The sequence below is a fragment of the Parathalassolituus penaei genome (assembly GCF_026626885.1).
GTDB lineage: Bacteria > Pseudomonadota > Gammaproteobacteria > Pseudomonadales > Oceanobacteraceae > Oceanobacter > Oceanobacter penaei.
Genome location: NZ_JAPNOA010000058.1, coordinates 180,880 through 195,012, shown reverse-complemented (window position 1 = coordinate 195,012; position 14,133 = coordinate 180,880). Strand labels below are relative to the sequence as shown.

The following is a 14,133-nucleotide window of genomic DNA, read 5'->3' as shown; positions in this document are numbered from 1 at the left end:
GCCTGCGTGTCATCCGGACAAGAATTGCTGCTGGACGATGATGTCCTGATTGTGTCGAAGACCGACATCAACAGCCTGATTACCTACGCAAATCCGGAATTCTGCCGATATTCCGGTTATGGCGAACGCGAGCTGCTGGGAAAACCCCAGAACATTGTGCGTCATCCGGATATGCCAAGAGCCGTATTCGAGCTGATGTGGTCTCACTTGCGCCAGGAGCAGGAGTTTTTTGGTTACATCAAGAATCGCTGCAAGGATGGCGGGTTCTACTGGGCATTTGCCAGTGTTGCGCCGGTTTATGAAAACGGTCGTCACAGCGGTTACATTTCCACGCGTCGCTGCCCGAAACGTCAGGCCATCAATGTGATTGAACCCGTATACCAACGTATGCGTGAAATCGAACTTGCTCACAGCAAGGAGGAGCAGATTCCACGTTCCTCATCCGAGCTGTGGCGAGCGATCAAAAAGGAATACGCCAGTTATGCGGAATTTGTCCTTTCACTCTAATCCGGCCAGGGTCCACCTGCTGGGCATGCTGTGTTGGGCCATCAGCCTGATCATCATGTACGACGAACATGTCACCGCGATCAGTCTGTTGGTCTCGGGCCTCCTGTTCGTCTTCATGACGGTTGTACGGCTGGTGCAGTTCCGCGCCCTCAAGCAGCAACGCCAGCAGCTGGAACGCGTACTGGGCGAAGCCGTTGCGGGGAATCTGCAGCCGCGTCTGACCGGAGTATCGGAGGATAGCAACATCGGCATTCTGGCGCGGCGGGTCAACAGCTTTCTGGATCAGGTCGAAACCTATATCCGGGAAGTAGAAGCCTCGTTCCGTGAAGCATCATCCAATAATTATTACCGCAAGCCACTGAGTCAGGGCCTGCGCGGCCAGCTGAAAGAATCCCTCGACAAGATTGCGACCAGTTTGCAGTCCATGGAACATGCCCACTTTCTACAACACTGCCAGGAACTGGAAAGTAATATCAGCCACACCAAAACCCTCAGCCTGATTACCAACCTCAATCGGAATCAGCACGATCTTTCCAAGGTCGCCGACGAAATGATTCATGTCGAGCATTTCTCTTCCCAGGGAGTCCATCTGTCGACCGAAGCGCTGACTGATATCCGGGAGGTAATCCGCCGCCTGCAGGAACAAACCGCCATGGCGCATTCGATTTGCAGCACATCACGGGAACTGCAGCATCAGACCCAGGAGATCACCAAGGTTCTGGCATTAATCGACAGCATTGCCGCCCGCACCAACCTGCTGGCCCTTAATGCCGCCATTGAAGCCGCCCGCGCGGGATCTGCGGGACGTGGTTTTGCGGTGGTTGCCGATGAGGTACGAACGCTGGCCGACAGCACCCGCTCGGCCACGGCTAACATCGGCGAACTGATGGAACGCTTCACCCGCAGCGGCAATGACATGGCAAACTCCGCCGACAATATGTCGAGTCTCAGTGAGTCGGTACATAATTCAACTCTGACCTTCGAGCAATCGTTTAATGATCTTGCCAATATTGCCCAGCAAACCTATCAGCGCATCAGTTATTCCGAAATCGTCAGTTTTGCCTCACTGGTGAAAGTGGACCACATGATTTATGTCCAGAATGGTTATCAGGCGCTGGAGTTAGGAAACCAGTCGGATGCATGGAAAGCCGTGGATATTCCAGCACGCAATACACGCCTGGGACAGTGGTATCACTCCGGAATTGGCCGTAGCCACTTCAGCCATTTGCCATCCTATGCCGCTATTGAGCCTCTGCACGAACTGATCCATAACGACATGGACAAGCTGCTGCGCATCATTGAAAAAGGCGACTGGCGCAAAAACATCCAGGAGCATCAAACCCTGCGCGAAGGCTTTGCACGAATCGAATCCAACAGTAACGAACTGATCAAGCTGATCGACAAACTCACCGAAGAAAAACTCATGTACGAAGGCAGCAACGAAGCCCCGGCCAGCAACGACGTGGAGTTGTTCTGACCAAAGGATTTGTATCGTCAGACTTGGCAACGTCCCATTCCCGAGCCATAGTAAGGATAACACCCACGGAGGGAGGCGGATGTTGCCCGTCAACACCACCCTGCACCAACCGGTTGTTACACCGGTCGGCACGTACCATGCGGTAATGATTCACCGCAGCCATTACCCCCCCATCCTGCTTCTCTCCGAAGCGAGGCCGATGGGCCTCACACTCCCACAAATCCAACACACCACTGCCCCGGCCTACTGCTTGCCGGTACGTTTCGATTCCGATTCGCTTGCTTCGCTGACCCTGCAACCAGGAGAGTGCCATCATGGCCGCGCGTAAAATCACCACCAAGATGTATGTGCTGGACACCAATGTGCTGATCCACGACCCCGCTTCGATTCACAACTTCGAGGAACATCAGGTCGTGGTGCCAATGACTGTGCTGGAGGAACTCGACAAACTGAAAATCGGCAAGGCGTCGATTGCCACCGATTGCCGTGAAGCCATTCGCCAGATCGACAAGATTATTGGTGATGCCTCACCGGAAGAAATAGCCAAAGGGGTGCCGATTGTACGCCCGGACGGTTCAACCCGAGGCACCTTCTCGATTTTGCTGGATACCCTCGAACACCATCATGCCACGCTGCCGCAACACCTGAACGACAACAAGATCATCAACAGTCTGGTGAGCCTGCAGGAACGCAATTCCCGGCGCGAGGTTGTCCTCATCACCAAAGACATCAACATGCGTCTGAAGGCACGCAGTTGTGGGGTCGGCGCACAGGACTACCATAACGACCAACTGCTGACCGACGTGTCGATGCTGGAAACCGGTTACCACGTGTACCCGAATTCATTCTGGGACAGCCAGGACAAGGTCGAAACCTTCCACGACATGACCGGCACCTATCACCGGATTCCACGCGCCAACTTGCCGGAAAAACTCTATGTGAACCGTTTTCTGGTGGATGAAAAAGGCTTTGTTGGCCGGGTTACCGACCTCAGCGACGACGAAGCCATCGTACAGGATCTGCCCATCGAACAGTTGATGTCGCAAACCGCCTGGGGTCTGCAACCACGCGACCTGCCACAAGCGCTGGCGTTGTTGCTGTTACTCGACCCGAATATCCATCTGGTGACGCTCAGTGGTCAGGCAGGCTCGGGTAAAACGATTCTGGCGCTGGCTGCGGCCATTGAAATGACGGTTGCCACCAACCAGTTCCGTCGCATTATTGCCACCCGTTCAACCCGTGGTCTGGACGAGGACATCGGCTTCCTGCCCGGTACCGAAGCGGAAAAAATGGAGCCATGGCTGGGCGCGATTACCGACAACCTCGAAGCCCTGCACAGCGACGATATGCACGCCAACAGCAGCATTGATTACATCCTGCAGAAGGTGCCATTACAGTTCAAATCCCTGAACTACATCCGTGGTCGCAGCTTCCAGCACAGCCTGATCCTGATCGACGAATGCCAGAACCTGACACCCCACCAGATGAAAACCATCATCACCCGTGCCGGCAGTGGCTCCAAAGTGGTGTGCCTGGGCAACCTTGCCCAGATTGATACCCCGTACCTGACCCCGATCAGTTCAGGCCTGACCTACCTGATCGAGCGCTTCAAGGAGTTTTCACACGGCGGCACCATTCACCTCGAAGGCTCACCGCGTTCCGAGCTGGCGGAATACGCCGAGACCCATCTCTAACACTCGTATTGTTTTGTCGATATAACCGTCACGCCCCGGCTCCCGGGGTGTGACATCCCGCCCTGAATGACTATGCTGTCAGAAGACTCTTTCAGGACACGAACACATCATGATCAGAACCGTCGCTATTTATTGTGGCTCGCGCCCCGGCGTTAATCCTGCTTACGCAACGGCCGCTGCCGAGCTGGCTACCCGTCTGGCCGAAGCCGGTATTGGTATCGTATACGGTGGCAGCAAGGCTGGCCTGATGGGGATTGTTGCCGACGCCGCTCTGGCTGCCGGTGGCGAAGTCATCGGCGTTATGCCCGACAACCTGGCGGAGCGCGAACACGGCCACAAAGGCCTGACCCGCTTTCATCTGGTGCGTGACATGCACCAGCGCAAGGCCATGATGGCCGACCTCGCCGATGCCTTTATTGCCCTGCCGGGCGGCATCGGCACTCTCGATGAGCTGATGGAAATCTGGTGCTGGGCAGGCCTTGGCAACCATCAAAAAGCCTGCATCTGTTACGACGTCGAAGATTACTGGCAGCCACTGTACGACCTGTTAAAACACGTCCACCAGCAGGGTTTTGCCTGGACTGAAAACCTGCCCGAGCGTCTGACAACACCGAAGCAAGTGCTGGCACTGTTACGTCAGGAACAACCGGAAGACTGATTTTTCGCGTTCCAAAAACAAACGGCGAATTCGATCCGTTAAGCCCGGATAGACATTATTCAGCCGTGTACCCACACTGGATGGCTATGTTATCGGCACAGCTTGTTAATTGGGTGCACCGCTTGCCCTCTTGGGGGACCTTGTCCCCCGGCCGGGCGGGCCTCCCCCTGCTTTTGCCCGACTGGGCTCGTATCTCCGGTATTTCCCGACAACGGCGTTTCGACCCCGGCCCGATGGCACATCCCTGTGCCAACGGGCCTTGCGGGGCATCCATGCCCCGGCCGGGTCGGCCGTTGCGGTGAATCCCGGCTCGCCCAGATGGGCATTTTGCAGCCAGCTACGCTGGGCCAGTTCGACGATGCATGCAAGGTTATAAGGGCCCGCTGCCTCGATTAACTTTCGACCGCAATCAGATGGCGGCTTTCAGCGGCAAAACCGGCGCCGACTTCCGAGTAGTAGTTAAACACCACATCAACCCCCAGCCGTAACAGCTCCTGACGTTCGTCCTCATAACGAGCCACAGCAGCGACCTTGCCTTTAAAGCCGGCCATCCGCAGCATTTCCAGTGTGCTGATAATTTCCAGATGCGATGGCAAGGCCATCATCACCAGGCGAATGGAATCGATCCCCACGTTCTCCCAGAACTCCATATCGTCGGCGTCACCCAGCACCAGGTTAAAGCCCTGCTGCTTGAGATAGGCCACCCGTTCCGGGTCCGATTCAATACCACACACCCGATTGCCATAATCCGGTTCCAGCGCCTGATAGGCGCCCTTGCCTACCCGCCCCATCCCCAGAATCAGCACCTCTGCGTGATGAGGACGCTCGTAAGTCGCGTGAGCGCCCCTACGCTCGTAACGGTTGATGGCACTTTTACGCACCGCATACACATGGTGCGCACGACGATAGATAAAGCTGCTCAGTACAAACGACAACGACATGGCCACCGCAATAATCACCAGCCAGTCGTTGGTCATCCAGCCTTTATCCACACTGAGATCAGCGACGATCAGACCAAACTCACTGAAGTTGGTCAGTGACAGGGCTGCCAGATAGGACGCGCGTCCGGATACCTGGAAATACAGCAACAAGGCATAAAACAGCAGAAATTTGCCCACCAGCAGCGCAGTTAACACCAGCACCGGAATCGCCATATCCAGCGTCGGCAGCGCGGTAAAACCGATACTCAGGAAAAAGCCGATCAGGAACAGGTCCTTGAAGCCCATCAGGGATTTGTACAACTCAGCCGACTTCGGATGATTGGCCAGCAGCACCCCCATCAAAAGAGCGCCGAGATCCCCTTTCATATGCACCAGCTGGAATAGCTCCGCCCCGCCCAGGGCCAGAAAAAATCCCATCAGGGGTAATAATTCACCGTGCCCGGCCTGGCTGACCAGTCGATTCAGCAACGGCCGCAGGAACCACAGTCCGATCAGGCCGATGGCCATAATGGACGGCACCTTGCCGGTGGAAATCACCAGGAAAATCACCGCCACCAGATCCTGAATTACCAAAATCCCGACCGCCAGTTTGCCGTGACGGGCTTTTAACTCCGAAGCCTCTTCGAGCATCTTGATCACACAGACGGTCGACGAAAAACTCAGAGCAAAGCCCACCAGCACCTGGGTCATCAATGGAATGTCCAGCAGGCTGCTCAGGCCGATCCAGCCGGTAACGCTGACAAAACCGACCACCAGCACCATCCAGAAACCAGTGTGTACCACACTGCTGGCCCACACCTCATTCTTGAGCAACGACTTTACGTGCAGCTTGAGACCAATGGTGAACAGCATCAGGGTGATACCCAGATCTGCCAGTCCCTGCAGGCTTTCAGCCGGTTTCATCCCGACAGCATTGAGCGTAAAACCGGCCAGCAGGTAACCGACCAACGGTGGCATCCCCAGCTGTTTAAAGCCGAAGCCAAACAGGAAGGCCACCAGAATCCAGACAAAATCCATCCACCCACTCCGCGTTCACACCGGCCTATGCCGGTGGGTCAGTTAATAATTAACACCTACGCCCAGATATACCTGACTTTCACCCTCGTCATCCAGACCTCGGGCAACTCCCAGTACCAATGGCATGATCATGCGGTAACCAATCACCAGCTCGGCATGCGCTTCCAGACCAACCGCAGGCAACCACTCCGCTTTTTCACCCGCCGACCAGGCTGCACCGGCTTCGGTATACAGGGTCATGGAATAGTCGCCACTTCCGAATGGCAACAAATGTGCGTTATGTTCAGAACGCCCCAACCAATGGGTCCAGGAAATCCGCTCCTTGTGATAGCGGGTGCCATAACGAACACCTTCGGCATACCCCATCAGGCTGACGGTATCACGCCCGAACAGCTCTTCGTCATATTCCGGGCCGCCCCCCAGCATAAAATCACCACCTTCAGGATCAACCACACCGGCATGCAGATGCAGATTCAGGGTATCGCGCCCCGGCAAGTCGATCACCTCGTTCCAGCGCCCTTGCAGTTGTTCACCATGAAAGTCGCTATCGATCCAGTCGTTGGTTTCCAGCACCAGATCCCAACGACTGCCATAGGCAGCGCCCGGCACATTGAGCAGGTCTTCACGATCATCAAACTCCAGCGCGACACCGGTCAGGCCCTGACGCAACCGTTGTGGCCCGGTCCAGAGCACCCCACCGTCGTCACGCAAGTCTTCACGGGCGTACACAACCCCGGCATGCAAGGCCAGACGGTCTTCCAGCGCTGACCATAAATAATGGCGCTCCAGACTGATGTCATCACGCTGAATGATCAGATGCTCGTTATCGTCCGTTGCCAGCTGCGGATAACGAAATGCCCGCTGCGCCCGTAACCACCAGCGGTTATCCAGGGCATAATCAAACAGACCGGACGTCAGGTCGTGCTGGAAATCCTGCCGCAGCTGGGCGGTATAACGATGACGTCCCAGCGCATCACTGCCCGACAGCAAAACACCCGCCTCAACGTGGTAACGGTTCGCCGAAAACGATGGATACCAGGCTTTGGGAGCAAGGCTGCTCCAGGGGGAATAAGCAGATTCCGGAGTCATGGCAACCGCTGTTTGCGACGCCAGTTGCACTACCGATTCAAACTGACGACCACCACTCTGATTGGACGCCTGCGCCAATACCGGTGCCATTACTGGCTGCTGCTCAACCCGATAACCCTGCGCGGTGTAGCGCACATAAAGAAGCTGGTCGCCAATCACCAACGGCGCAAATGCGGCAGTGCTGACATTGGTCAGTTGCTGCCGTTCACTGCTGCCAGGGGTCAGCCGGTACAGGTTGTATTGCCCGCCGGTATCGGCACTGAACAACACATCGCCATTAGGCAAATAACGCGGGGAGTTTTCGATCGCAGCGGTATCCGTCAGGGTTTGCCACTGACCGCTGGCCAGATCCAGCTGTTCGAGATTCCAGCTGCGACCGGCACGTTTGATCGCAGCAACCAGATAACGGCCGTCAGCCCGAACATCAAACTCACCGAGAACATCACCATCCTGCCCTTGCCAGACCGACCGGGTAACAGCGCTGGCAACATCCAGCGTTAACAGCTCACTGCGCCCCCCCACCAGACGGCTGACCATCAGGGTTTTACCATCGTCGAGCCAGGCCAGACGGCGTGCTCGCAGATGAGTCGTCAGGCGCTCTTCTTCATCGGATTTCCAGACATAAACATCACCCCATTCCTGACCGCCAGCGTTAAACGGAATTCGCACCAGCGCCAGTGCACCGGATGGCGCAACGGTCAGGGATCGGCTGGTTTCCGGGTAAAACAGGTCTTCGACCTCAGCGGGGTTATCCAGCGACCGACGACGCGCAACCTCACGATCATCGCCATTACGCTCGATGCTATATAAAGAGTGGCCATCGGTTGCCAGCAGCGGCCGGAACAGTGTCGCTACCGGCACCGGCTCACCATCCACCACATCCGGATGCTGCTGTTGCCAGTCGCGGGCACGCTGCTGCCACTCGACCATAAACTGCAGCCACAGGAAGCTGAATGAGTGACCAAATACCCGCCGGGCATCACCTTCCAGCGACACGTAAGGCAGTAATCGGCCGCTGTACAACAACAGGAATTCGCGGAGTTTGTCTTCACCGTAGTGAGTGATCAGCCAATCGATAAACCAGGCGCCATACAGGTACGACTTGTCGAGTGGCCAGTCGCGCAGCGGCGCAGCTGTTTGGCCGATAGCGTCACCACCACTGGCCAGCATTTCCGCCCGCATGGCCATTTCGTAAAAACTGCCCTGCAAGCGGCCATAACCGCCATCACGACTGGTTTCCTGATACACCGCCAGACCTTCCAGCAGGAACGACGGGGTAAACAAATGCGGAAAGTTAAAAAAGGCTCGCCCAAAAACCTGCCGTGAACGGGTAACCGGGCCACGCCCCAACTCCATATGCAGGGTGTGGGTGTATTCGTGACGAATCAGCATATGCAGCCAGTCGTCGTATTCTTCCAGCCCACTGCCACCATCCGGTGGACTGGTATACAAACGAATCGCCGCCTGCGGCAGCGGTGTCGAAAAGCCGTTGGAATAATCAAAATCATCAACCAGTACCATCAGGGTACGTTCGGTTGGCATCTGGACAAAAAAGCGTTGCAGATCAGCCCGAACCTGCTCGGCAATATTCAGTGCTTTCTCGGCTGTCGACTGCAGACCATCCGGGTAAATAATCTCGAAATGCTCAGACTGCCGGGTACGCCAGTCATTCTGTTGTCCCCATGCCACGGCGGGCACATATTCAACCGGCTCAGACTGTGCTGTGTTCACCCACAAAGGTGATCCCAGCACACAGAGCATCCCCAGCATCCATCCTGATCGCTTCGTCATTATTTTCCGTCCCGGCACCCGAATTTGCCTCGATACTAGCGGATCAGCCGTTTTTTTTCAGCGCATGGGTCGGCGTATATAAAGGAAGAGCACTGCTCAAAGGCTGATCAGTAGTGGCATCCACAAGCCGTCTGGGCTAGAGTCCTGCCCCGCCCGCGGGCTTTCCTTTTATTGTTACCGGTTCACGACATGCCGCTCGAAATTCTCTATCAGGACGACTATCTGGTCGCCATCAACAAACCTTCCGGACTGCTGGTGCACCGCAGCGAAATTGATCGCCACGAAACCGAATTTGCCCTGCAGCTGTTGCGTAACCAGCTGGGCCGCAAGGTGTATCCGGTACACCGTCTGGATAAGCCAACGTCGGGTGTGCTGGTGTTTGCCCTCAGTTCCGAAATAGCCAGCCTGATGGTGGACCAGTGGCGTGAGCGCGCGGTGGACAAGCGTTACCTGGCGGTGGTGCGGGGTTATATGCCGGAGTTTACTCACCTCGATTACGCCATGAGTCCGCCGGTCGACAAGTACGCCAAAAATGAGGTGCCAAAACCACCGCAGGAAGCTATTACCGACTTCCGCTGTCTGGCGACTGTCGAGATTCCGGTCGAGATCGACAAGTACCCACAGTCACGTTATTCGCTGGTAGAAGCGCAACCGCACACCGGCCGCAAACACCAGATTCGTCGCCACCTGAAACACCTAAGCCATCCGATTATTGGTGATGCCCGTTACGGCAAGGGTCATCACAGCCGTTACTTCCGTGATCATTTTGGCGCTGGCCGCCTGCTGCTGCATTCCTGGTACCTGGGCATCCAGCATCCGGTCACCGGAGAAGCCCTGACGTTCTCGGCCAATCTGGATGAGGTCTGGACCTCTCTGATGGCGCGTTTTGGCTGGCAAGATTCTCTACCAGGTGTTTTAAGAACAAGCACCGAGGCCTTGTCAACCGACTGTGCATAACTTTTACGTCGATAATCACCGGTACAATTCCGGTGATTATTTCCCCCTCCTCCCGTTGACAATTCGGCGCACTCCAAAATCTCAAGGTTACCCACAGATTCTGTGGATAACACTGGGGACAAGGCCTTTAAAACCCCGTCCAGAGCCTGAATTTGCTGGCTTTTCCTCAAATTGTGCGGTTTTGCATCATTGGCAAAAATCCATGATATTCAACAAGTTAGCTTTTAACGCTTTTAATCTGAAAATTTATTGACATATTTGTGACAGTTGATCCAGATAAACTGCCGGTGTGTATAAGCAAAACTGTGGAAGTCCTGACCTGCACTTAGTTATCCACCATTCGGGAAAATCCATCAATTTGCCAAGGTCAATATTGACAGCGAAAAACTTCCGGAAACCTGTGGATAACTCTGTGGAGATGCCTGCGCATAACCCCGTGTACAGAAAATATGCGAATGGGCCCTGATTTTATCTGTATCGCAGATATTCACACAGATTGTCAGGCAAACAGCCGCTTTAACACACGCCGGGCTGACCGGTCAGGCTGCAGGAATTCATGGCCTGGGGATCATCCACAGATTTTGTGGATAACGTTGTGCATATCGACTTCACAAACTGCTGCAGCGCCCATTGGCTGTCCTTGCCCTACAGATTGATCATTTTTTGACCAATAAAAAACCTTATAAAAAACAGTCTGTTAGTTAATAAAAACCGGTAACAGATCAAAACCTGGCCCTATTAACAACACCAATAGCCATTGTGGGTAAATCAGATCGATGCATTTTTGATCATACGATCATATGCATTGATGACGTCATCGAGAGGGACTTAAAAAGAGGGAAAAACGCAGAGGGAAATACGCAACAGCGGGCCGAAACCCGCTGCTGGAGAAAGATTAGATCACACCCAGACGGGAAGCCAGCTCATCGGCAGGCAGGTAACCCGGGAACAGACGACCGTCTTCAACCACAATGGCTGGCGTACCGGTCACGCCCACTTCAGCACCCAGACGATATTCGCGCTCAATCGGAGCGCCACAGTCTTCGTTGCTGGCCATGCCGTTACGAATAACGGTTTGTGCTTCTTGCAGACGCTGCTGGACAGAAGTGTCACCTGCCATGGCCTGACGACCCAGCATGCCAATGTCACGCTGTGCGGTTTTCATATCAGTCATGGCAACCTTGCGATCATCGGCGCACCAGACGTGGTTGATCTTGCGATAGGAGTCGGTGAAATTACCGGCCTGATCACGAATACCGGAACGAGGATACGCCAGGTAACGAACGGTGATACCCAGTTCGTTCAGACGTGGAATTTCCTGATGCAGCTTCTGACAGTAACCACAGTCAATGTCGGTAAAGACGTTGATAAGGGCTTTCTGTTCACCTTTGGCCTGGAATACCACGGTATCCTTGTCAGACACCTCAGCCAGCAATTTGGCACGGCGAGGATTCTGACGCTCCTGGGTTACACTGACCGTGCTTTTGCCATCCAGACGATACAACTCATCGCGGTAGATCAGGTGTGTCAGATCAGGTGTCATGTGCACGACTGAACCGTCAACCAGAATCACTTCGACAATTTGCCCACCAGCAATGGCTTCGGCATTACGCACCACAATCTGTGGACCAAACGCCGCTTGCAGGTTCTGCTGAACGGTAGCCGCCATATCACCTGCCGGTGCAGTTTCGACAGCAGCCGGTGCTGCCGCCTTGGCAGTCTTGTCCTGTTCTGCTTCAACACAACCCGCCAACATCATGGCTGCTGCGCTGAAACACACCAGTTGAAATCGCTTCTTCATATCTATTCCAGGAACTTGTGTTATCCAGTGTCAGAGTATGCAGGCTGGCCATGGTTCCTTCCAGTGAAGTTAATATGGAAACCTTCCTGCTCTGACAAAGCCTCAGACAAAGCGGCAAAAAAAAACGGGCCAGAGGCCCGTTCTTTTTGAAAGGATAAGGATTATACCTTTTCCTTGATACGTGCAGACTTGCCGCTGCGCTCGCGCAGGTAGTACAGCTTGGCCTGACGAACGTCACCACGACGTTTCAGTTCAATGCTGTCAACCAGTGGGCTGTGAGTCTGGAAAGTACGCTCTACGCCTACGCCGTGGGAGATTTTACGCACGGTGAAAGCAGAGTTCAGGCCGCGGTTACGCTTGCCAATTACGATACCTTCAAACGCCTGCAGACGCTCACGGTTACCTTCAACAACTTTTACCTGTACAACAACGGTGTCACCGGTGCTGAACGCAGGGATGTTGGCTTTCAGCTGAGCATTTTCGATCTGCTGAATAATTGGGTTCTTGTTGCTCATTGTATGCTCCTTAACAGTCCGGCGAATTTGTGTCTCGTTCGCGCAGATACTCTGTCAATAACCTATGTTGTTCGTTCGTCAGTTCCAGCGCATCCAGTAAATCAGGACGCCGCTCCAGGGTTCTTCCCAAGGACTGCTTCAGACGCCATTGGCGGATTTTCTCGTGATTCCCACTCAGCAACACGGCTGGCACCGCCTGTCCTTCGTAAACTTCAGGACGGGTGTAGTGCGGACAATCGAGCAGACCATCCATAAAGGAGTCCTGCTGCGCCGACAGATCGTGACCGAGAACACCCGGCACCAGTCGGATAACGGCATCCATCAACGTCATGGCAGCGAGCTCACCACCACTGAGTACGAAGTCACCCAAAGACCACTCTTCGTCGATTTCGTTCTCGATCAGACGTTCATCGATACCTTCGTATCGTCCCGCGACCAGAATCAGCTTGTCCTGTTTAACCAGTTCAAGCGCACCAGCCTGATCCAGCTTACGCCCCTGAGGTGACAGGTAAATCACCTTGGGCGGCTCGCCAGGCTGTTGTTCGGCCGCTGCCCGTGCCGCATGGATTGCGTCGCGCAGGGGCTGGATTTTCATCAGCATCCCCGGGCCACCACCATACGGACGATCATCTACGGTCTGATAATTATCGTGAGCAAACTCACGGGGATTCCAGCTCTGAACTGAAACCAGCCCCTGTTTTACTGCTCGCCCGCTCACACCGTGTTCAGTGAGAGCACCAAACATTTCCGGAAACAGGCTGATAACACCAAACCACATTGTTCGTGCCTCCTGGTTACTCTGCCAGGTATCACTACCCGGCCGACGGATAACCGTTATAACCAGGTCAGAAATCCGAATCCCACTCTACCTGGATCTCACCCTTGTCGAGATCAACATCCAGGACGATGGCATCCACATACGGCAGCAAACGTTCCTGACGATCAAGGCTGCCCTCACAAGCTGCTACGACCATCACCAGATTGCCACCACCGGACTCAAACAGTTCTTTAACCCGGCCCAGCCATTGTCCATGGGTATTAACTACCTTGAGACCTTCAAGCTGGAACCAATAATGTTCATTTTCGGCAGGTTCCGGCAGCTCGGAAGTTGGAACACCAATCTCGAGTTGAGACAGTGCCAGTGCCATGTCACGATCGGACACGCCCTTCAACTTTGCTGTCAGTCCCTTGCCCTGGGTCTGGCCATCTTCAACCTGGTATGGACGCCATTCACCGCCGACCTTGATCAGCCAGCGTTCATAATCCAGGATGTTGGTAATGGGATCTGTGTACGAATACACCTTCACCCAGCCCTTGATGCCAAAAGCAGTGGAGACCTTGCCAAGGACGGTAATGTCTTCAGTTGTCACCATTGCCTGACCCATTACTGACTGACTCAAGCCTGAGCTTCAGGTTGGGCTTTTTTGGCTTGTTTAACCAGACGAGCTACAGACTCGGTTGGCTGCGCGCCACAAGCCAGCCAGTAGTTCACACGGTCCATATCCATACGGAATTCCGGTTCAGCGCCACGAGCAACAGGGTTGTAGAACCCTACACGCTCGATAAAGCGACCGTCGCGAGGCATACGGGAATCCGCTACGTTGATGTAATAGAAAGGACGCTTTTTGGAGCCACTACGGGCCAGACGAATAACTACCATAAGAGACTTAAACTCCAGTCGTTTTA

General features: G+C 54.6%; 12 protein-coding genes. 5 read left to right on the top strand and 7 right to left on the bottom strand.

Going from position 1 to position 14,133, the window contains the following annotated elements:
• The first annotated feature begins 6 nt into the window (after positions 1 to 6).
• From OUO13_RS17580 to OUO13_RS17565, 4 genes are all read left to right on the top strand, one after another.
• Complete coding sequence (locus OUO13_RS17580; protein ID WP_283175208.1) at positions 7 to 507, top strand: PAS domain-containing protein; 501 nt, start codon at positions 7 to 9, stop codon at positions 505 to 507.
• Positions 482 to 1,984 (top strand): methyl-accepting chemotaxis protein, encoded by a 1,503-nt coding sequence (locus OUO13_RS17575; RefSeq protein ID WP_283175207.1) that lies wholly within the window; start codon positions 482 to 484, stop codon positions 1,982 to 1,984. The genes OUO13_RS17580 and OUO13_RS17575 overlap by 26 nt, the downstream gene beginning before the upstream one ends.
• Before the next feature lie 314 nt (positions 1,985 to 2,298).
• The gene (locus OUO13_RS17570) at positions 2,299 to 3,678 is read left to right on the top strand and encodes a PhoH family protein (protein ID WP_283175206.1); all 1,380 of its coding nucleotides are present in this window, start codon (positions 2,299 to 2,301) and stop codon (positions 3,676 to 3,678) included.
• A gap of 109 nt (positions 3,679 to 3,787) precedes the next feature.
• Positions 3,788 to 4,336 (top strand): LOG family protein, encoded by a 549-nt coding sequence (locus tag OUO13_RS17565; protein WP_283175205.1) that lies wholly within the window; start codon positions 3,788 to 3,790, stop codon positions 4,334 to 4,336.
• Positions 4,337 to 4,728: 392 nt separating this feature from the next.
• Here OUO13_RS17565 and OUO13_RS17560 read toward each other — a convergent pair whose 3' ends face one another.
• Entirely contained in the window at positions 4,729 to 6,294 is a 1,566-nt protein-coding gene (locus OUO13_RS17560; RefSeq protein ID WP_283175204.1) for a cation:proton antiporter domain-containing protein, read from the bottom strand.
• Positions 6,295 to 6,336: 42 nt separating this feature from the next.
• Positions 6,337 to 9,174, bottom strand: a complete 2,838-nt coding sequence (locus tag OUO13_RS17555) for a hypothetical protein (protein ID WP_283175203.1) — start codon at positions 9,172 to 9,174, stop codon at positions 6,337 to 6,339.
• A 189-nt stretch (positions 9,175 to 9,363) separates the two neighbouring features.
• Between OUO13_RS17555 and truC the strand changes: the two genes are divergently transcribed.
• A complete protein-coding gene (gene truC, locus OUO13_RS17550; RefSeq protein ID WP_283175202.1) occupies positions 9,364 to 10,131 on the top strand; it encodes a tRNA pseudouridine(65) synthase TruC in 768 nt (255 codons plus the stop codon).
• A gap of 895 nt (positions 10,132 to 11,026) precedes the next feature.
• Here truC and OUO13_RS17545 read toward each other — a convergent pair.
• The 5 genes from OUO13_RS17545 to rpsP all read right to left on the bottom strand — a co-directional run bounded on the left by OUO13_RS17545 (position 11,027) and on the right by rpsP (position 14,107).
• Positions 11,027 to 11,932: a thioredoxin fold domain-containing protein gene (locus tag OUO13_RS17545; RefSeq protein ID WP_283175201.1), complete on the bottom strand. Its 906-nt coding sequence runs from the start codon at positions 11,930 to 11,932 to the stop codon at positions 11,027 to 11,029.
• 161 nt (positions 11,933 to 12,093) lie between these two features.
• A complete protein-coding gene (gene rplS, locus OUO13_RS17540; protein WP_283175200.1) occupies positions 12,094 to 12,447 on the bottom strand; it encodes a 50S ribosomal protein L19 in 354 nt (117 codons plus the stop codon).
• Between the two features lie 10 nt (positions 12,448 to 12,457).
• Positions 12,458 to 13,225, bottom strand: coding sequence for a tRNA (guanosine(37)-N1)-methyltransferase TrmD (gene trmD, locus OUO13_RS17535; protein WP_283175199.1), 768 nt, complete (start codon positions 13,223 to 13,225; stop codon positions 12,458 to 12,460).
• A gap of 67 nt (positions 13,226 to 13,292) precedes the next feature.
• Positions 13,293 to 13,847, bottom strand: coding sequence for a ribosome maturation factor RimM (gene rimM, locus OUO13_RS17530; RefSeq protein ID WP_283175198.1), 555 nt, complete (start codon positions 13,845 to 13,847; stop codon positions 13,293 to 13,295).
• Complete coding sequence (gene rpsP / locus OUO13_RS17525) at positions 13,844 to 14,107, bottom strand: 30S ribosomal protein S16 (protein WP_283175197.1); 264 nt, start codon at positions 14,105 to 14,107, stop codon at positions 13,844 to 13,846. The genes rimM and rpsP overlap by 4 nt, the downstream gene beginning before the upstream one ends.
• Positions 14,108 to 14,133: the final 26 nt, after the last annotated feature.